Source organism: Amycolatopsis speibonae, assembly GCF_042647925.1.
GTDB lineage: Bacteria > Actinomycetota > Actinomycetes > Mycobacteriales > Pseudonocardiaceae > Amycolatopsis > Amycolatopsis speibonae.
Map to the genome: position 1 here is coordinate 36,062 of NZ_JBHRWK010000007.1, position 20,106 is coordinate 56,167.

Annotated in this window: 16 protein-coding genes; 11 read left to right on the forward strand and 5 right to left on the reverse strand. The window is 70.1% G+C overall.

Going from position 1 to position 20,106, the window contains the following annotated elements; all coding sequences use genetic code 11:
• Positions 1-5: 5 nt before the first annotated feature.
• Positions 6-458 (reverse strand): MarR family winged helix-turn-helix transcriptional regulator, encoded by a 453-nt coding sequence (locus tag ACFOSH_RS03580; RefSeq protein ID WP_378237176.1) that lies wholly within the window; start codon positions 456-458, stop codon positions 6-8.
• A 102-nt stretch (positions 459-560) separates the two neighbouring features.
• Here ACFOSH_RS03580 and ACFOSH_RS03585 point away from each other — a divergent pair, with 102 nt between their 5' ends.
• From ACFOSH_RS03585 to ACFOSH_RS03615, 7 genes are all read left to right on the forward strand, one after another.
• Positions 561-1,859, forward strand: coding sequence for an amidohydrolase family protein (locus ACFOSH_RS03585; protein WP_378237177.1), 1,299 nt, complete (start codon positions 561-563; stop codon positions 1,857-1,859).
• Positions 1,860-2,138: 279 nt separating this feature from the next.
• Entirely contained in the window at positions 2,139-2,978 is an 840-nt protein-coding gene (locus tag ACFOSH_RS03590; protein ID WP_378237178.1) for a hypothetical protein, read from the forward strand.
• A gap of 39 nt (positions 2,979-3,017) precedes the next feature.
• Positions 3,018-3,560 (forward strand): YceI family protein, encoded by a 543-nt coding sequence (locus ACFOSH_RS03595; protein ID WP_378237179.1) that lies wholly within the window; start codon positions 3,018-3,020, stop codon positions 3,558-3,560.
• A gap of 424 nt (positions 3,561-3,984) precedes the next feature.
• Entirely contained in the window at positions 3,985-4,941 is a 957-nt protein-coding gene (locus tag ACFOSH_RS03600) for an ABC transporter ATP-binding protein (protein WP_378237180.1), read from the forward strand.
• Between the two features lies 1 nt (position 4,942).
• Entirely contained in the window at positions 4,943-5,755 is an 813-nt protein-coding gene (locus ACFOSH_RS03605) for an ABC transporter permease (protein ID WP_378237181.1), read from the forward strand.
• Between the two features lie 287 nt (positions 5,756-6,042).
• Entirely contained in the window at positions 6,043-6,810 is a 768-nt protein-coding gene (locus ACFOSH_RS03610) for a dioxygenase family protein (RefSeq protein WP_378237182.1), read from the forward strand.
• Positions 6,811-7,013: 203 nt separating this feature from the next.
• Complete coding sequence (locus tag ACFOSH_RS03615; RefSeq protein ID WP_378237183.1) at positions 7,014-7,964, forward strand: DMT family transporter; 951 nt, start codon at positions 7,014-7,016, stop codon at positions 7,962-7,964.
• 73 nt (positions 7,965-8,037) lie between these two features.
• On the opposite strand, the gene ACFOSH_RS03620 is transcribed toward ACFOSH_RS03615, so the two are convergent.
• Entirely contained in the window at positions 8,038-8,676 is a 639-nt protein-coding gene (locus ACFOSH_RS03620; RefSeq protein WP_378237184.1) for a CoA transferase subunit B, read from the reverse strand.
• Between the two features lies 1 nt (position 8,677).
• Entirely contained in the window at positions 8,678-9,460 is a 783-nt protein-coding gene (locus ACFOSH_RS03625; RefSeq protein WP_378237185.1) for a CoA transferase subunit A, read from the reverse strand.
• A 95-nt stretch (positions 9,461-9,555) separates the two neighbouring features.
• On the opposite strand from ACFOSH_RS03625, the gene ACFOSH_RS03630 reads away from it, so the two are divergent.
• Complete coding sequence (locus ACFOSH_RS03630) at positions 9,556-10,326, forward strand: IclR family transcriptional regulator (RefSeq protein ID WP_378237186.1); 771 nt, start codon at positions 9,556-9,558, stop codon at positions 10,324-10,326.
• Between the two features lie 13 nt (positions 10,327-10,339).
• On the opposite strand, the gene ACFOSH_RS03635 is transcribed toward ACFOSH_RS03630, so the two are convergent.
• Positions 10,340-10,921: a dihydrofolate reductase family protein gene (locus ACFOSH_RS03635; RefSeq protein ID WP_378237187.1), complete on the reverse strand. Its 582-nt coding sequence runs from the start codon at positions 10,919-10,921 to the stop codon at positions 10,340-10,342.
• A 66-nt stretch (positions 10,922-10,987) separates the two neighbouring features.
• Entirely contained in the window at positions 10,988-11,809 is an 822-nt protein-coding gene (locus ACFOSH_RS03640) for an AraC family transcriptional regulator (protein ID WP_378237273.1), read from the reverse strand.
• Between the two features lie 180 nt (positions 11,810-11,989).
• Between ACFOSH_RS03640 and ACFOSH_RS03645 the strand changes: the two genes are divergently transcribed.
• The 3 genes from ACFOSH_RS03645 (at position 11,990) to ACFOSH_RS03655 (ending at position 20,097) form a co-directional block, all read left to right on the forward strand.
• Positions 11,990-12,760: a S1 family peptidase gene (locus tag ACFOSH_RS03645; protein ID WP_378237274.1), complete on the forward strand. Its 771-nt coding sequence runs from the start codon at positions 11,990-11,992 to the stop codon at positions 12,758-12,760.
• A 492-nt stretch (positions 12,761-13,252) separates the two neighbouring features.
• Positions 13,253-16,642 carry a beta-ketoacyl synthase N-terminal-like domain-containing protein gene (locus tag ACFOSH_RS03650; RefSeq protein ID WP_378237188.1) on the forward strand — a complete coding sequence of 1,130 codons (3,390 nt, stop codon included), beginning with the start codon at positions 13,253-13,255 and terminating at the stop codon, positions 16,640-16,642.
• The gene (locus ACFOSH_RS03655; RefSeq protein WP_378237189.1) at positions 16,639-20,097 is read left to right on the forward strand and encodes an amino acid adenylation domain-containing protein; all 3,459 of its coding nucleotides are present in this window, start codon (positions 16,639-16,641) and stop codon (positions 20,095-20,097) included. The genes ACFOSH_RS03650 and ACFOSH_RS03655 overlap by 4 nt, the downstream gene beginning before the upstream one ends.
• The last annotated feature ends 9 nt before the right edge of the window (positions 20,098-20,106 follow it).

Sequence of the window (20,106 nt, forward strand, 5' to 3'; positions counted from 1 at the left end):
GACCGTCAGCACCCGTCGTCGGGCGGATCCTCTTCGATATTGGCGACAAGCCTTCTCAGCAGGTCCACGAAAAGTTCGACTTCGTCGGCACTGAAGCCTCTCAACGCCTGATCGTTGGTCTCGAACAGCGCCGATCGCACCTGCGTGAGCTTCGCCAGGCCGTCTTCGGTCAGGGAGATCAGGCTGACCCGTCGATCGTGCTCGGCGGGGGTGCGCCGGATGAGGCCGTCGCGGTCCATCCGGGCCAGGAGCTGGGCCATGGACGGCTGCTCGACCCGGGCCAGCACGGCCAATTCCTTCTGGGAGAGGGCATCGGCCTTGCTCAGGGCCGCCAGCACGGGCATCTGCGCGAAGGTCAGCCCCAGCGGTCGCAGTCGCTGGTCGTTGACCCGGGACAACGCGCGCGAGGCGATGTTGATCCAGGCGGCCGGCGCCGAGTCGAACTTGGGAAGCGTCACGCCGCGAAGTATATAGGAGCCTATTGACCAAATGAATAGGTACCTATACGGTCAAGTGCATAGGGGCCTATGTAGTTGGTCTTTCCAGACAGGGGAACACAAGTGATCATCCGTAATGTGACCGTCATCGACGGGCAGGCAGCCGCGCCGATCGCCGATGCCGAAGTAGTGGTGACCGACGGGCGGTTCAGCGCCATCCGCCCGGCGACCGGCGCCGAACCGGCGGCCGTCGACGATTTCGTGCTCGACGCGCGAGGTGGCTACCTGGTGCCGGGCCTGTGGGAGAGCCACACCCACTTGGGCGGACACGCCTATTTCAAGCCCGAGAACGAACGCACGAAGTACCTTTCCCAGCTGCTCACCGACTTCCTGGACGTCGGGGTGACCAACGTCGTCGACCTCGGCGGTCCGCTGGACATCGAACACGCGGTCCGCGACTACCGCAGCACGGCCACCGATCCCGCCGCCAGGCTGTTCTTCGCCGGGCCGGTGTTCACCGGGATCGAGGGCTGGCCGGTCCTGGACGATCCGAAACGTGCCTCCATCGCGTATCAGACCGACAACGCCGACACCGCCTACCGGCAAGCGCTGGAACTGGCCGACCAGGTCGACTTCATCAAGTGCATCTACGACGGCGAGCCCGGCGCTCCGGACAAGCTGCCCTTCGAGGCCCTCAAAGCCATCGCCGCGGCCGCGCACGAGAAGGGAAAGAAGGTGCTCGTGCATGTCCACGAGCGCATCGATCTGGAGGAGGCGGTGGCAGCCGGCGCGGACGGCATCGAACACGCTTTCCACCCGCAGGATCCCGGTAGCACCGCGGAGGCCCGCGACGTCGCCGCACTCCTGGCGGAGACGAACACCTACTACTGTCCCACCCTGGTCACCTGGGAGCAGATCGCCTACAACGGCGACGCCGGCTACTTGCAAAAGCTGGTCGACGAGGGGATGGCCACACCCGAGGACCTCCCGCGGATCACCGGCCGCGCCATCTACGGGAACGAGTTCCCCCGGCATTCCTCGCAGGAGTCCCGCGTCCGTTTCGACTACGCGATGCGCACGCTGGGGCTGATGCACGACGCGGGGGTGAAGTTCACCGCGGGCAGCGACGTGGCCATGTTGATGCCTTCTCCGCCCATCGCCTTGTTGCGGGAACTGAAGTTGCTGGCAGAAGCAGGCGTGCCGCTGCCCGCCGTCCTGGCCGCCGGAACCCGGCATTCGGCCGAGAAGATCGGTCAGGAGGCGACGGCACCGGGGACGATCACCGTCGGATCCGCCGCCGACGCGCTGCTGCTCGACGCCGACCCGTACACGGACATCGCGCACCTGGTCGACCGTTCCCACCATGTCGGGACGCTGCGGGCCGGGCAGCCGTGCTGGGCTGAGAGTCACCCCGCTGCCTGATCCGGCCACCCGGATCGTGTCCGATGTGGACGTAGCCGCTCACCTCGCCGGGGTGGTAGCGCCGGCCGGTGCTGCCTCCCGGCGCGAGGGGCGGAATCGGCGACATAGATCGCTTGTATACATCGCTTCGGCAGCCTGGGCCCATGTCCGACACCATTCCCGGGGACACTCGGGCACTCGCCCTGCCGAACCTGGTGCGGGACGCGATCGAAGCCGCGCGGGACGAAGCCGATCGTTAATGAGCGGCTGGGCCGGATCGACACTTCGATCGCCTGGGTCGTGTGGAACGCCAACTTCGGTTTCACCGCGGCGATGCTCGGCGGGGCCGCTGCGGCGAAGGTCTGGACAGGTGAACCGGAACCGGTGCTGGCGAACGCGGGCCAGCCGGGCACGGCCGTCGCGGTGGACGGCGAGCGGCCCGCGACCACCGAGGCGGGCAAACCGGACGTGCGCCTGTTCCACGTCCGCCAGGATCAGCTGAAGATCGAGCACACCTGGGACGTCATCGGCATGTTCTCGACCGGCAGCCACCGGGTGGTGATCGAGGACGCGTTCGTCCCGGCCGAGTTGACCGCGAACATCGACGACCCACTGCGGCTGGACCGGCCCACCTACCGGCTCAATCCCATCTTGCCGGTCTTCGCCGGCTGCACCGCCGTCGCCCTGGGCACGGTCGAGGAGGCCATCGACGAACTGGTCGCGCTCGCCCCCGGCAAGGCGTCCCCGTTCGGCGGTCCGCTCGCCGAACAGCCCCACGTCCGGGAAACGCTGGCCCGCCCGGACAGACCACCACCGCCCTGCACGCCGATCTGCACTCGGCCATGGCCCACGCGGCGACCGTCGGCAGGGACGCTCTGGTCGCGACGTACCGGCTGGGCGGCTCCACCTCGCTCTACCCCGGGGCAACGCTCTCGAACGGCTGTACCGCGACGGGATGGTCGCGCTGCGGCACGTCAACCAGGCGCCGGAATTCTTCGGCGGTCCGGGACGCGTCCGGCTGGGCCTGGAAGCCGGTTTGCCGCTGTTCTGAGGAGGCCGGCCTACGTCACGTCGCCGGGTACGAGATCCGGATGTGGGGTGACCTCGCGCCTCACATCCGGCGGGGCGGTGTCGTCGTAGTGGTGAGACCGAGCACCCGACCCCTTCAGGAGTACCAGCATGACCACCTTCAGCGACCTGACCGGCGATTACCGGCTGGACGTTGCCCGGACGACGCTCGGCTTCGTCGCGCGGCACACCATGTCCAGCCGGGTGACCGGTCACTTCGGCGAGTTCGAAGGCAGTGTCCGCCTCGACGGCGGCGAGCCGTCGAGGTCCAGTGTCCGGTTCACCGTGCAGGCCGCGAGTATCGACACCGGGAACGCGCGACGCGACGATCAGCTGCGCGGGGCTTTCCTCGACGCGGCGAGCCATCCGGCGATCACCTTCGCCTCGACCGGGATCCGGCACCTCGGCGGCACCCGGTTCGAGGTCGCCGGGGGCCTGACCGTCAGGGGCGTCACCAATCCTGTTCGCGGCATCGTCGTCGAACTGGTCCACACCGGAGTGCCCCGGGTGGCTTTCGCGGGCAGCGTCACGATCGATCGCCATCAGTGGGGAGTGAACCAGAACTTCGCGACCAGGCTCATGGTCAGCTCGAAGGTGACCTTGCGGTTCACCGTCGAAGTGGCGACCGGCCGCAGCGTGTCCGGGCGGCCGTGACGTGTGTGGCGCCAACGAACCCAGGTGCCGCCGCGAGTGGGTCGTGAGTGGTAAGTGTCTTTAGAACGACACTTACCACTCACGACCAACGGGACCGACCGCAATTCCCGCCCTTGCACTTCGCCGCCGCCCCCTTGCAACTCAGTTCGGACAGCCGGGCCCACCCGACCACCGGGGAAAGCGATCCGGGCGCGAACACCCGACCGCGAAGATGAATCGACTGCTCAGAAGCTGTCACCCGCCTTTCGCTCGTCTCGGTGACGCTCGTCGGTGGCATCCCGGTTGTGGATCGGCCCGCGCGGCCGGAAGATCGCCACACCGCAACTTTGGTTGCGGAGACAAACGACGTTGTGCGCTAGCCGATCAACCGTCCCGAACGGTTCGCTGGATACCGGCAGCACGAACCGAGGGCCGGAGCGAACGCGTGATCACAGCACGAGAGCTGACGAAGAAGTACGGAACCACCACGGCTGTCCATTCCCTGTCGTTCGACATCAAACCCGGTGTGGTGACCGGTTTCCTGGGGCCGAACGGGGCGGGCAAGTCGACCACCATGCGGATGATCCTCGGCCTGGACGCGCCCAGCGGCGGCTCGGTCACGGTCAACGGCAAGGCCTACCGTGACCTGCCCGCACCGATGCGAGAGGTCGGCGCACTGCTCGACGCCAAGGCCGTGCACGGCTCCCGCACCGCGTACAACCACCTGCGATGGGTGGCGCAGGCGGGCGGCCTCCCGCGCAAACGAGTGGACGAAGTGCTCGGCACCGTCGGCCTCACCGAAGTCGCGGGCAAGAAGGTCGGCACCTTTTCGCTGGGCATGTACCAGCGGCTCGGCATCGCGACGGCCCTGCTCGGCGATCCCCCGACACTGTTGTTCGACGAACCGGTCAACGGGCTCGACCCCGAGGGCATCTACTGGATCAGGACCTTGATGCAGGACCTCGCCGCCGAGGGACGCACGGTCTTCGTGTCGAGCCACCTGATGAACGAGATGGAAGAGACCGCCGCTCACGTCATCGTGATCGGCCGGGGCGAGCTCATCGCCGACCTGCCGATCACCGACTTGACCGAGGGCAGCGCCCGCAGCCACGTCCACGTGGTGTCACCACGCCTCACCGAGCTCGCCGAGGCACTCGAACGGGCGGGAGGCACCGTGACGAAGCTGGACGACGGCTCACTCGACGTCACCGGCCTGGACGCGCCGCGGATCGGTGACATCGCCCTGGAACGCGGGCTCGGACTGCACGAACTCACCCCGGTCCGCGCCAGTCTCGAAGCCGCGTTCATGGATCTGACCAAGAACAGCGTGCAGTACCGCTCCGCGAGCGAGCACAAGCTCGCCGAGACGGTGCGCGCACTCGCCACGGAAGGCGGCGAATAACGTGTCCACCGCACTGGCTTCACCCGGCATCACGAACACGCTCGCCGCGGAATGGACCAAGCTCAGGTCGGTTCGCTCGACCTGGACCGTCGTCATCGCGGCGGCGGTGGTCAGCGTCGGCTTCTCCGCTCTGTTCAGCATGCTGACCCAAGCGGACTACCAGAACCTGCCCGCCGAGCAGCGGGTGGACTTCGACGCGGCGGGCACCAGCATGGTCGGGATGAACCTCGGCCTGATCCTGGTGTCCGTACTCGGGGTCCTGGCGGTATCGGGCGAGTACTCGACCGGAATGATGCGCCTCACTTTGGCCGTCACGCCGCATCGCGGTCGAGTCCTGCTCGCCAAGGCCGTAGTCGTGGGGCTGCTGACCTTCGTGCTCGGCACCCTGTTCGCGGCGGCGGCGTTCTACTCCGGCCAGCTGATCCTCGGGATAGACCCGGCCATCCCCACGCTGGGCTTCGACGGCCCCGGCGTGGTGCGCAGCGTGCTGGGGTGGGGTGCGGAGATGGCGGCGTTCGCGTTGCTGGCGCTGTCCTTCGGCGTGATCATGCGCAGCGCGGCCGGTGCCATCGCCACCGCGATCGGCTTCATCTTCGCTCCGGCCATCCTCGGAGCGCTGCTGCCGACCTGGGTGCGGCGTGACATCCTGGCCTACTTCCCGGCGTCGGCCGCCGAGCAGCTCAGCACCGCACAGCTCAAAACCGACGCGGTGACCTACCTCGGCCCGCTCACCGGCGGTGGCGTCCTGCTCACCTGGGTCGCGATCGCCTTGGTGGTGGCGCACTCCCTGATGGGCAAACGCGACTCCGGCTGAAACCTACTCGGCGGCCGGCAGGTAATTTGTCCGGCGGTGAGTATAAATGGGTGCCGTGATGGTACTTTCTCAAGTCGGGCTTCGAACGTCGTAGGCGAAATGCCGTATCGGAGTCCGAGAATTTGGCCCATCAGACGATGCTTCCGCTTCGAAGTATGATGCGCGAGAGTGAACCGTCTCGACAGCGGATGAGTTCCGGCGGAAAATCTGATGCGCGCGACACCTTGTAGGCAAAACCCATGTCGCGCTCAGTTCCCTGCTCCCATCATTTGGCGAAAAGGAACCTTATGCATGACGATGATGAGCCGGTAGGTCGGGTACTCGGTAGGCGGCAGGCGTTGATTCTCCTCGGTGCCGCCGGTGCGACACTCACCGCCGCGGGATCCGCCACGGCGAGTGCCACCACCCCCAGTGCGGGCACACCCGAGGTCTGCGCGCTGGATTGTGTGGTCAAACCAGAGCAAATGGAGGGCCCGTACTTCGTCGACGAGCGGCTCAACCGCTCCGATATCCGCAGTGAGCCGGCCACCGGACAACTGGTTCCCGGCACCGCGCTGGCAATCAATTTCACCGTCCAGAAGATTCGCCAGCAGGTGTGCACCCCGCTGCCGGCAGCGATGATCGACCTCTGGCAGTGCGACGCGTACGGGCTGTACTCCGACATTCCATCTCAGGGAAGTTCCGGCCGTCGATTCCTGCGCGGTTACCAGAACACCGACCAATCGGGTGTGGCCCGGTTCACCACCATTCTGCCGGGTTGGTACACGGGACGCACGCTGCATATCCATGTCAAAATACGCACCGTCGGAACCAACGGACGGCCGTACGAGTTCACTTCGCAGCTTTACTTCACGCCCGAGTTCGGCGCGGCCTATCTGCGGACCGATCCGTACCGGCGGAAAGGCCCGGCAGACACGACCAACAGCCGGGACTCGATCTACCGCAGCGGTGGAGCCCAAATGCTGCTGCGTCCAACGCAAGCCGGAACCGGCTACACGGCGGACTTCGCTATCGGTCTCGACCTGTCGAACACCCAAGTCGGCCGTCCCGACTAGCGAATGTGAAATATCGAACGTCCGGTCGTGACGCTGTTCGGGCCGGCCCAAGCAGCGTTCAACGGCTATGCGACTGAGAGGTCGCAGCGGGCATGTCGTCCGCCGCGTCAGCCTGTGGCTGCGCGGCGGACGAGCCTCGGCGGGGAGGAAGCTCAGGGCGACTACGTGGCGACCGGGCAGGAGCCGTTTGACATGCTGCCGGTGTGGCGCCACCCGAAACCCAGCTCGCCCGACCGTCCACTGGCCGCGGGAGAGGGCTGGCTCTGGTATGTCTGGCCGGCGTGCTCTGGGGGACGATCGGCCCGGCCATCCCGGTCATCCACGCCGCGTCGGGACTTTCGCCGCTGACCATCGGCGGGTACCGCGCCTTCGTCGCCGTTGTCGTCCTGGTGATCGCCGCCGCCGCGATGCGACGGTCGCGCGACTGCGTGCGGCTCGGCCGGCGGCATTGGCGGCGCGTGGTCGCGGTCGGGGTTTCGACGGCGACCTTCCAGCTGTTCTTCTTCGTGGCCGTCCTGTGGACCGGGGTCAGCATCACCACCGTGGTGTGTCTCGGATTCGCGCCGGTGCTGCTGCTGATCACCGGAAGTGCCCGCCTGCGCCGCGCGCCCTCGACCGGTCAGACCGCCACGGTCACGGTCGCCGTCCTCGGACTCCTGCTGGTGAGCGTCGTCGGCAGCTCGGGCGACGACGCGCCGCACGCGGTGCTGGGTGTGCCGGCGGCTCTCGTATCCGGAGCCGCCTACGCCTTTTCGGCCGAAGCCGCCGAGCCGCTGACCCAGCGGCTCGACACGCTGACCATGACCACGCTGACCACCGGTGTCGCCGCGATGGTCCTCATCCCCGTCGGGCTGGTCGTGCCTTGGGCAAGCGGTGACGGGCTCTGGACCAGCGACGCGGGGTCGTGGGCGCTGATCGGCTACCTCGGAGCCGTGACGATGGCCCTCGCCTACGCCCTGCTGTTCACCGGCCTGCGGACCACGCCCAGCGGTGCGGCGGTGGTGGCGACGCTGCTCGAGCCGGTCACGGCTGTCGTGATCGCCGTCGTCTTCCTGGGGGAGCGGCTGACGGTGGCCGGTGTCGTGGGTGTCGTACTGATCATGGCCGCGATCGGCAGGCTGGGACGGCACACGAAGGAACCGGCGCCGCAGTGACCTGCCGGCGGGGGACAACTGGAAGAACCGGCTGCCAGGAACTTTCCTGGCAGCCGGTCCGGATCTCGGGTGCCTAGCCGACCTTGACGCGAAGGCGAGGTTCGGTCTTCTCCTGGACCTCGTCGGCCGTGACGCCCGGCGCGAGTTCCACGAGGTCGAGCCCGTCGGGGGTGATGTCGATGACGCACAGGTCGGTGATGATCCGCTGGACGACGCCGCGGCCGGTGTAGGGCAGCGAGCATTCCTTGACGACCTTGTGGCCGCCGTCCTTGGCGACGTGCTCCATCAGCACGATGACCTTCTTCGCGCCGTGGACCAGGTCCATCGCGCCGCCCATGCCCTTGACCATCTTGCCGGGGATCATCCAGTTCGCGATGTCACCGGACGCGGAGACCTGCATCGCGCCGAGGATCGCGGCGTCGATCTTGCCGCCGCGGATCATGCCGAAGGACATCGCAGAATCGAAGAACGACGCGCCCTTGCGGACGGTGACGGTCTCCTTGCCGGCGTTGATCAGGTCCGGATCCAGTTCGTCTTCGGTCGGGTAGGGGCCGACACCGAGGATGCCGTTTTCCGACTGCAGAACGAGTTCGACGTCGTCCGGCACGAAGTTCGGCACCAGGGTGGGCAGGCCGATGCCGAGGTTGACGTAGTCGCCGTCGCGCAGTTCGGCGGCGGCCCTGGCGGCCATCTGGTTGCGATCCCACGCCATGTCAGCTCTCCTCCGTGCCCGCGACCCGCACGGTTCGCTTCTCGATCGGCTTGTCCGCGGCCTGTTCGGGCGTCAGCGGCACCACGCGGTGCACGAACACGCCGGGCAGGTGGACGGAATTCGGGTCGAGTTCGCCGGGCTCGACCAGCTCCTCGACCTCGGCGACGGTGATCCGCCCGGCCATCGCGGCGAGCGGGTTGAAGTTGCGGGCGGTGTCCCTGAAGACGAGGTTCCCGTGCCGGTCGCCCTTCCACGCGCGCACGAGCCCGAAGTCGGCGATGATCGCGTGTTCGAGGACGGACTCCTTGCCGTCGAAGCTCTGCTTCTGCTTGGGAGGGCTGGACTTCTCGACGTTCCCGGAGGTGTCGTACTTCCACGGCAGGCCACCGTCGGCGACCTGCGTGCCCGCACCCGTCACGGTGAAGAACGCGGGAATGCCGGAACCGCCGGCGCGCAGCCGTTCGGCGAGGGTGCCCTGCGGCGTCAGCTCGACCTCCAGCTCGCCGCCGAGATACTGGCGGGCGAACTCCCGGTTCTCCCCGACGTAGGAGGAGACCACGCGGCGGAGGCGACCCGCGCCGAGCAGGACACCGAGGCCCCAGCCGTCCACCCCGGCGTTGTTCGACACCACCTCGAGGTCCGAGGTCCCGGCGTCGTACAGCGCGCCGATCAGCACCGCGGGTACCCCGCACATCCCGAAACCGCCGACCGCGAGCCTGGCGCCGTCTGGGATGTCGGCGATGGCATCCGCGGCTGACCCGATCACTTTGTCCACACCGGTCATGACACCGTGCATCACGCATGTGGTCAATGAGTGAACGCGTTCTACCTGCGGACTGCTCATCTGACGAGCACATTTGAGGGGGTAGTGTTCACTGAGTGGACGCCCCTGGAGATCTTGTCGGCCGAATCCACCATGCGCTGCGCGCGGTCGCGGTGAACGAGCCGGACGGTGCGACGACGACGGCGGTGGCGCGGGAAGCGGGCTTGCCGCGGCCGACCGTGCACCGGCTGCTGACCTCCTTGCAGGGAGTGGGCCTGGTGGACCGGATCCCGGACACCGATCACTGGGTGCTGGGCCCCGAGTTGTACTTCCTCGGCGCGTCCGCGGCGCGGCGGTACGACGTGACGGAGGCCGCCCTGCCGGCGGTCCGGCGGCTCGCGCTCGCCACGGGGGAGAGCGCGTTCTTCTCCGCGCGGCGCGGGGAGGAGACGATCTGCCTGATCCGCGAGGACGGCGCCTTCCCGATCCGCAGCCACGTCCTGTACGAAGGGGCCCGCTTCCCGCTCGGGGTCGTGTCCGCGGGCATGGTGATCCTCGCGCACCTGCCTCAGCGGGAGGTCGACGACTACCTCGGCGCGGTCGATCTGCGCGCGGAACACGGTGCGCAGCACGACGTCCGTGAGATCCGCGCGCATATCGCGATCACCCGGACGAACGGCTACGCGGTGAATCCCGGGCTCGTGGTCGAGGGCAGCTGGGGGCTCGCCGCCGCCGTCTTCGACCGTGCCGGGTCACCGCGCTGGGCGCTCTCCCTGACTGGAGTCGAGCATCGGTTCGGTCCCGATCGCCGTCCACAGCTGGGCGCGCTGCTGTTGCAGGAGGCCCACGCGCTTTCCGAAAGGCTGGCGCGCGGGACAGCTCACTGAGCCGTCGCGGTGGTCAGCGGCGCACCTGATAGCGCAGGTGAAGCACGCGGTTGCCCTGAATCACCACGTCAGGATCCTCCAGCAGATGCTGCGCGTCGACCGACCCGAAGTAGCGCTTGCCGGACCCGAACACGACGGGTACGACGTCCATGCGCACCTCGTCGACCAGGCCCGCGGCGAGCACCTGGCCACCGACGTCACCGGCGGCGACCTCGACCATGCGGTCACCCGCGAGCTCCTGCGCCTTGGCCACGGCTGCCTCGACGCCGTCGACGAAGTGAAACGGCGCCTCGGGGTCCCAGCCCTCGGGCGCCGGCCGGTGCGTCACGACGACCACGTGGTCGATCCCGCCCGGAGGCTTCCCGTCCCAGCCGTCCGTCAGGTCGAAGACGTGGCGGCCGCAGATGGTCACCCCGATCCGGTCCCAGTACGGCCGGGTGTAGTCGTAGGACGTCCGCGACACCTTCAGCACGCCGCTGTCGTCCAACGGGACGTCACCGCTGGACAACCAGTCGAACAGCGGTCCGGGCTGGTCGTTCTCGTCCGCGACGAAACCGTCCACCGACACCGTGCTGTACATGACCACCTTGCCCACGGGGCTCTCCTCTGCTTCGGAATGCCGCCAAATTAGCGTGTCGTGAGCTGTCGCTCTTGTAAGAAATCAATCGGCGGGCAGCGGCCAGCCGTCCAGCGTATGGCCGGGATGTTCGCGCAGGAACCGCCGCCGGACTTCGAGGTACCGGGTCGGCGTGAGTCCGGTGAACGCCCGGAACTCGTGGCCGAAGTGGGCCTGGTCGAAGTAGCCGGCGGCATGGGCGAGGTCGCCCCAGTCGATCGGTCCGGCGGGGTCGATCGCGAACACGGTGGCGGTGAAGCGGTAGGTGCGGGCCAGCCGCTTCGGCGTGACGCCGACGAGCTCCTTGAACCGTTGTGCCAGATGAGTGCTGCTGACACCGGCTGTCATGCTCAGGTCACCGATCGCCGTCGCCCCGCTGGTCGCCGCGATGACGCCGCTCGTATGGCGGACCAGCCCCAGGCCGGCGGTCGCGCTCAGCCGTCGCATCAGCTCCTCTTCGAGCAGCGTCAGCATCTCGTGCGGTCCGTCCGCCGTGGCCAGCCGGTCTCGCAGCCCGGCGATGGCGGGCCGTCCCCAGACCTGCTCCAGCGTCACCGGCCGGTCGCGCAGTTCGGTCGCGGGCATCGGCAGGAACGGCGCCAGTCCCCACGGCTTGGCGTGCACGCCGACGGACCGGGTCCGGAGCGGGTAGCCGAACTCCAGCGCGCGGGTGCTCATGGTGACCACGCAGCCGTCGGCGTACTCGGCCGTCTCGATGTCGGTGCCGGCGCGGATGCGGAACGGCGCCCCGAGGTTGACGATGAGCAACGCCGACGGCGACGGCGGCAGCGTCAGCCGGGCGTACGGCGACGCACCGTCCAGGTAGTAGAGGTCGTCGATCAGCCCGTCCAGCGGCGGTCGCGGCACTCTGGACACGTACTCCACGCTCACAGCATCGCCGACGCCGATCCCATCGGTTGGGGCGGTATCACGCTGGGTCGGCCATTTGACCGATGCGTACCCGGCCGATGAGCCGATCCAGAGGTGATCATCACCCCATAGCGTGACGACTGTCGGTAATTCGTCATCTACGGGGAGATCACGATGATGCTTCGCAAAACAGGGGTACTGGTGGCCGGGTTGGCCGCGGTGGGAGCGGCGCTGGTACCGGGGGTCGCCGCGGCGGCTGACGGGCCGACGCCGTACGTCATCGGCGGGCACGACGCCACCGAGGACTACTCGTTCATGGTGTCGCTGCAGCAAGACGGCAGGCACTTCTGCGGCGGCTCGCTGATCAGTGAGAACTGGGTGGTGACCGCGGCGCACTGCGTGCAGGGCGCGCGGCCGGAGCAGGTCAGGACCAGGATCGGGGCGCGGCAGCACAACAGCGGGGGCACCGAAGCCGGTGTCAGCCGGATCATCGTGCATCCGGACTTCGCCGGGGAGAAGCCCTCTGGCGGGGACATCGCGCTGCTGCGGTTGGACAAACCGGTGACCGAGAAGCCGATCAAGATCGCCGAGGCCCTGGGCGAAGCGGGAACGGCGACCCGGATCCTCGGCTGGGGTGAGCACTGCGCCGAGCAGAACTGCGGGGCGCCGGAGATCCTCCAGGAGCTGGACACCAAGGTCAGGCCGGCGGAGGACTGTCGCGAGCTGGCCGCGGGCAAGGAGATCTGCACCGGCTCCGACACGCCTGACGCGATGGGCTGCTACGGCGACTCGGGCGGGCCGCAGATCAAGGGCAGGCCGGGTGAGTGGGAACTGGTCGGTGCCACCAGCCGTGACGGTGACACGGACCCGAAGTGCGCCAGCGGTCTGGGCATCTGGACCGATGTGACGGTGTACCGGGACTGGATCGCCGAGCAGCAAGCGAGCTAGTCGAGCCGCAGGTCGTGACGTGCCGCGAAAGCCACCTTCAGTACCGCGGAAGTGGCTTTCGCGGCGCATCCGGCCCAGGGGTCGCGGCGGCAGGAATTCTGAATCGATTGCGGAGAATTCGTCCGCCGACCGTTTGTGAACGTATTTCTCGGCATGGTGTCGGTTAATATCCGACACCATTACTGAGGGTAATTGATCGAGTGTCGATGGTGGTCGGAAATTCGGGCACTAAATGCCGTCCGGGTGGCCGATTGGGCTGGAAGACGTGGGTTGCTGCAACGTATGGTCCAAGATCGATGAGCCATCAGGACTAAATCGGCGGTATTCGTATTCCTCGGCGAGGCCGGTCGTCTTAACCTTGCGTGATTCTTCGCCTGAATGGTCACTGGGGAGCAAGATGAAGTCCACGCCGTTGTTGTCGTGCGCCCGAAAAACCTCGGAGCGACTGCTCGCCGCCCGATGACACCAGCCGGCTGCGTCAGCCGATTCGACATGCACGCCCGGCAATCGCCCGACCGGATCGCGGTCTTCGAGCACGGCACAGGGCTCACCTACGCTCGGCTCGCCGGGCTCGCGGGCGGCCGCGCGCTGAGGTTGCGCGACGCCGGTGTCCGGCCGGGGGAGCGGGTCGGGCTCGTCACCGGGCACGGCAGCCCCGCGATCGCGGCGATCCTCGGCACGCTCGCCGCGGACTGCACCTACGTCCCACTGGACCCGACCTTCCCTCTGGAGCGTCTCGAGTACCAGCTCGCGGCCGCGCAAGTGACCGCCGTGCTCGCGGATCCGGAGTACTTTGAGCTGGCCGAGTCTTTGTGCCGCAACGGATCCGTGCGGCTCGTGCGTTCGGGCACGGAGACCGCGCCGCTCCCGGTGCCCGAATCCGATCCGGACAGCCCGGCATATGTGCTGTTCACCTCCGGGTCCACCGGCCGGCCGAAGGCCGTCGCGCAGACCCACCGCAACCTCCTGCACGTCGTCGACAACCAGATCGCCGCGCTCGGCATCACCGCGGCCGACAGGCTCAGCCTGCTCGCGTCATTCGGCTTCGACGCGGCGATCCCGGACCTCTACCCGGCACTGCTCACCGGCGCCGCGCTCGTGCCGATCGACCTGCGCGCGCACGGCCTCGCCCACGCCGCGCGCGAGCTGGCCCGGCACGACGTGACCGTCTACCACTCGACGCCCACGGTCTACCGGCACCTGCTCGACGTCCTCGGCGAGACCGGCCTCCCGTCCGTGCGGACCGTGCTGCTCGGCGGCGAGCAGGCGACCCACGCCGACGTCCGCCGCGGCCGGTTCGCGCCGGAGTGCGTGTTCGTCAACGGCTACGGCGCCACCGAGGTCACTTTCGCCGCGCACCACCGGACGACCGCCGCCGCGCTGGACCCGGACGACGACGGGCCGTTGCCGATCGGGCGCGCGCTGCCCGGGTTCACGCTCGCCGTGCTGGACAGCGGCGAACTCGAAGTGCGCGGGCACCACCTCGTCGACGGCTACCTCGACCAGCCGAGCCCGGCGTTCGGGGTGACGGCCGACGGCGGCCGCCGCTACCGGACCGGCGACCTCGGGAGGCTGCTGCCCGACGGGAACCTCGTTTGCCTGGGCCGTATCGACCGGCAGGTCAAGGTCCGCGGCTTCCGGGTGGAGCTGATCGAGATCGAGGCCCGGCTCACCGAACAGCCCGGCGTGGCCGAAGCCCGCGCGATCGTGCGCGACGGCGACCTGCTCGCCTACGTGACCTCGGCCGGTCCGCGTCCGGACGGCCGGGTGCTGCGGGCCGCGCTGGCGGACGTCCTGCCCGGCTACTCGGTACCCGCGGCCGTCGCGGTCCTGGACGGTTTTCCGCTGACCGTCACCGGAAAACTCGACGAACTGGCGCTTCCGGACCCGCGGGCGACCGCGACCGTCCCGGCCGAGCGGCTGACCCCGGCCGAGGAACGCGTGCACCGGATCTGGTGCGCGGTGCTGGGCCGCGACCGGGTCGGGCGCACCGAGGCGTTCTTCGACGCCGGTGGCGACTCGCTGCGGCTCGGCAGGGTTCAGTCGCGGCTGGCCGACGAGTTCGGGGTGGACCTCCCGCTGCTCGCCCTGTTCGAGCGCACGACGATCGCCGGGCAGGCCGCCTGGCTCACGGAGTCCACTTCGGACACTCAGCCGCCTGTCACCGCGGAGGAGCAGGCCGGGGATCTCATCGCCGTCGTCGGGCTGGCCTGCCGGTTCCCCGGCGCGCCGGACGCCGCCTCGTTCTGGTGGAACCTCTGCGCGGGCGTCGACTCGATCCACGACTACAGCGACGACGAGCTGGCGGCGCTGGGCATCGGTCCGGGCCTGCGTGCCGACCCGGCGTACGTACGGGCGGGCGGCCGGATCGAGGGTGTCGAGGAGTTCGACGCCGGGTTCTTCGGGTTCACCGCCGACGAGGCCGCGCGGACCGACCCGCAGCACCGGCTTTTCCTCGAAACGGCGTGGCAGGCACTCGAAGACGCGGGACGCGACCCCGCCGCCGAGACCGGGCCTGTCGGGGTGTTCACGGCCACCTCGGTGAATCGCTACTTCCTGTTCCACCTGTTCGGCAATCCGGCGGTGACCGGTGACGTCGACCCGGACGACTGGGAAGGGCGGCTGACCGGCCGCCAGCTCACCGACCACCTGCCCGGCCAGGTCGCCTACCGGCTCGGGCTGACCGGGCCGGCGATGGCCGTGCAGAGCGCGTGCTCCAGCTCGCTCGCGGCGGTGGCGCTGGCCGCGCAGAGCCTCGCGGACTACCGGTGCGACGTCGCGCTGGCCGGCGGGGCGAGCGTGACGTGGCCCCGGTATCGCAGCGGCGGGCTCGCCTCGCCGGACGGCCGGTGCCGCGCGTTCGACGTCGACGCGGCGGGCGCCGGGTTCAGCTCGGGCGCCGGGGTGGTCGTGCTGCGGCGGCTGGCGGACGCCCTCGCCGACCGCGACCACGTCTACGCCGTACTTCCCGGCTGGGCGATCACGAACGACGGCCCGGACCGCGCGGGCTACGCCGTACCGGGACCGGCCGGGCAGGCGGCCGCGGTGGCCGAGGCGCTGGCCGTCGCGGAGATCGCCCCGGACGAGGTCGCGCTGCTCGAAGCCCACGGCAGCGGCACCCCGCTGGGCGACGCGATCGAGGTGGCCGCGCTCAACCGCGTCTACCGGGACGCGCCGCCGGAAACGTGTGCGCTGGGCTCGGTGAAGACGAACATCGGGCACCTCGACACGGCGGCCGGTGTCGCCGGGCTGATCAAGGCCGTGTTGTCCGTGCGGCACGGCGTCATCCCGCCGAGCCTGCACTTCACGGCCCCGCATCCGGAGGTCGACCTCGCGGGCGGCCCCTGGTACGTCCCGGCGAAAGCCACTGACTGGCCCGTCCGCGAGCGGCGGCTGGCCGGGGTCAGCTCGTTCGGCATGGGCGGCACGAACGTGCACATGATCGTGGCGGAGGCCCCTGCCGTCCCGCCGCGGATCGAGGCGAGCGGTCCGTTCGTCCTGCCGGTGTCCGCGCGTGACGCGAAAGCGTTGCGCGAGGCGGTATCCCGGCTGCGCGAGCGGCTCGCCACGGACGCGCCGGACCTCGGGGACGCGGCGTACACGCTTTCGGTCCGGCGGGCGTTCGCGTGCCGGGCCGCCGTGGTGGCGGACTCGGTCACGTCGGCGGTCGCCGCGCTCGACGCGCTGCTGGCGAACGGAACCGACGTCGAGGGTCCGGCCGGGGCGATGCGGGATCTGGCTGCCCACTGGGCCGGAGGCGGCGAAGTCGAGTGGGTCGCGGGCGGTGAACCGGGCCGCGTCCCGTTGCCGGGTTATCCGTTCCAACGGGAGCGGCACTGGATCGACCCACTGCACACATCCGACCAGGGGAGCCCTCGGTGACCGACACCTTGCCCGTCGCGGGCGGCCACGGCCCGCCACTGTCCTATCCGGACACCACGCTCACCGGGTTGATCCTCGCCCAGGCCACGCGCACCCCGGACGCCGTCGCCGTCCGGCAGGGCGACGCCCGGCTCACCTACCGCGAGCTGGTCGCGTCGGCGACCGGCGTCGCCCGGCTGCTGCGGGCCCGGGGTGCCGGGCCGGGCACCCGCGTCGGCATCTGCGCCGACCGGCGGCCGGAGCTGATCTCGACCGTCGTGGGCGTGCTGCTGTCCGGTGCCGCCTACGTGCCGCTCGAACCCGGCGGCCCGAAGGCGCGGCTGGCCGAGATCGCCGCGGACGCCGGGATCTCCCTCGTCGTCGGTAATCGCGCGCGGGCCGAATTCGGTGCCACGGAAGGTATCGAGGCTCTCGACGTGCCCCCGCCCGCGGACGGGCCCGTCGAATGCCCCGCCGGGCCGGACGACCTCGTCCACCTCCTCTACACCTCCGGCTCCACCGGCCGCCCCAAAGGCGTACTGACCAGTCACCGCAACGTGGTCGCGTTCGTCACCGGGTTCGCCGCCGCCTTCGCGATCCGGCCCGGCACCAGGACGCTCGGCATCTCCTCACTCGCCTTCGACGCCTTCACCATGGACGTGTTCGTCCCGCTGGCACACGGCGGCTCGGTCCAGCTCGTCGGCGCCGCCGACCGGGCCGACCCCGAACGACTGCGACGGTTCCTCGTCGAGCACGACGTCGAGTGGGGCTTCGTCACGCCGACATTGCTGTCCATGGTGGACCCCGCGGCCGTTCCCGGCTGGCGCGTCGTCGCCTGCGGTGGCGAGCCGGTGCCCGCGGACCTCGCCGCGCGCTGGCTGCCGGGCCGTCGGTTCTTCCACCTCTACGGCCCGACCGAGACCACCGTGGTGGTCGTCGCCGACGAGGTCACCGGCCTCCCCACCGACCCGCTGCCGCTCGGCCGCCCGACGCCGAACCACCGGGCGTACGTCGTGGACGCCGAGCTGCGGCCGGTCGCGCCCGGCGAGATCGGCGAGCTGCTCGTCGGCGGTCCGGGTCTCGCGCTCGGCTATCTCGGCAGCCCGGAGCTGACCGCCGCGAAGTTCGTCGACGACCCGCACACGCCGGGGGAACGGCTCTACCGCACCGGCGACCTGGCTCGCGAGCTGCCCGACGGCCGTCTCGAGTTCGCCGGCCGCGCCGACCGGCAGGTGAAGGTCCGCGGCCAGCGGATCGAGCTGGGCGAGGTGGAAGCCGCGCTCACGACTCACCCGGACGTCGACGCCGCCGCCGTGGTCGCCGTCCCCGGGCCGGCGGGCAACCGGCTGGTGGCCTTCCTGACACCGGCGTCCGCACCGTCCGATGTGGACGCACTCGGCCGGGACAGGCTCACCGCGGCGATGCGCCCGGCCGCGGTCCGGGTGCTCGACCGCCTGCCGGTCAACCCGGTCTCCGGCAAGATCGACGGGCCCGCGCTGCGTGACCTGGCCGAAGCGGCGCTGGCGGGACAACAGGAGGACCTCGGTCCGCTCGGTACCCCGGCCGAACGCGCGGTCGCGGCTCTCTGGCGGCGAGTGCTCGGCGACGGCGCGGGGACGGATTTCCTGGCCTCGGGCGGGAACTCGATCGCCGCGATGCGCCTGGTCGCGGCGCTGCGGGCGGAGCTGGCCGCGGACGTCGCCACGGAGGACGTCTTCGCAGGCGGCACACTCGACGAGCTCACCAGGCGGGTCGCGGCCGCGTCGCCGCTGACCGGGCCGGGGCTGACCACGGGGCACGCGCCCGCGCTGTCCCCGCAGCAGCGACGGATGTGGTTCCTCGACCAGCTCGCCCCGGAGGCCGCGCCGTACAACATCGCGATGGCGTTCCGGCTGACCGGTGCGCTGGACATCGACGCGCTGCGCCACGCCTTGCGCGCGGTCGCCGAGCGGCACGACGTGCTCCGCTGGCGGATCCGTGCCGTCGACGGCACGCCGCTGGCGGATCGCCTGCCGCCGTCGGACGTCCCGCTGCCGGTGGCGCCGGTGACCGAAGACGGTCTCCGGGCCCGGCTGGCCGCCGATGCCGCGACGCCGGTGCACCTCGACCGCGAGGCTCCCTGGCGTGTGCGGCTCTACCGGCTCGGCGAGACGGAGCACGTGCTCGGCTTCACGCTGCATCACGCGGTGTTCGACGGCTGGTCGCAGGACCTGCTGTGCGCCGACCTGTCGGCGGCCTACCGGGGCGAGCCGCTGCCGCCGCCGGTGGCGTCCTATGCGGACTACGCGGTGTGGCGGGCCGGACGCGATGAACGCCGGGAGGCCGTCGACGTCGCCTGGTGGACCGGACATCTCACCGGTGCGCCATCCACAGTGGACCTTCCGCGTGACCGGCCGCGCCCGCTCGTGCAGACCTATCGGGGCGCGAGCCTGCGTCAGTCCTTTCCGGACGGTTCCGCCGAGTCGGTCCGGGCGCTGGCCGCCCGCACCGGCACGACGCGCGCCGGGGTGCTGCTCGCCGCGTTCGGCCAGCTGCTGCGGCGGCTCACCGGCGCGACCGACCACCTGGTCGCCACGGTCGTCGCGGACCGGCAGCTCGCCGAGTGCCAGGAGGTCGCGGGGTTCTTCGTGGACATCGTGCCGGTGCGGCTGCGGGCCGACGACGCCGCGGACTTCGCCACGCACGTCCGCGACGGCGGCGCTGAACTCCTCGCCGCGACAGCGCATCCGGCCGCGCCGGTCGAGCGGCTCGTCGAGGCGCTCGGCGTGTCCCGTGATCCCGCGCACGCCCCGCTCGTGCAGGTGATGTTCAACGTCCTGAACTTCGCCGAGCCGCGGCTGGACCTGCCCGGCGTGGCCTCGGCGTGGCTGCCGGTCGACAAGCCGGGGTCGCCGTTCGACCTCACGGTGTACGTCCACGACGACGGCGTCGAACTGCTGTACAACCCGGACCTGTTCGACCACGCCCGGATGGCCGGGCTCGCCGAGGACTACGTCGCCCTGCTCGGCGCGCTTGCCGCGGCGCCGGACGCGCCGGTCGGGACGAGCGTGCCGGAGCTGCCGCGGGCGGGCGTCCGCACCGCCGCGCCTGCATCGGCGGCCCGCGTCCAGGCACGGCCGCCGTCGGTGGCCGTGGACCCGGCGGCGCTCGCCGTGACCGAGGCCGTGATCGCTCGTGCCTGGTGCGACGTCCTGGGCGTCGCCGAAGTCGGGCGCACCGACAACTTCTTCGACGTGGGCGGGCATTCGCTCGCCCTGGCCCGGGTGCACGCCCAGATCACCGCCCGGCTCGCCCGCCGGATCCCGATGGTCGACCTGTTCAGCCACCCCACCGTCCGCGCCCTCGCCGTGCACCTGCACTCCGGCGGCGCCGCCGGCCCGGAACTGGCCCGCGCCGCCGAGCGCGTCGCCGCCCGCCGAGGCCGCATCCAGACCAGAAGACCCCGCCGCACCACCGGCCCGGCCGGCCCCGAATAGGAGCACCAC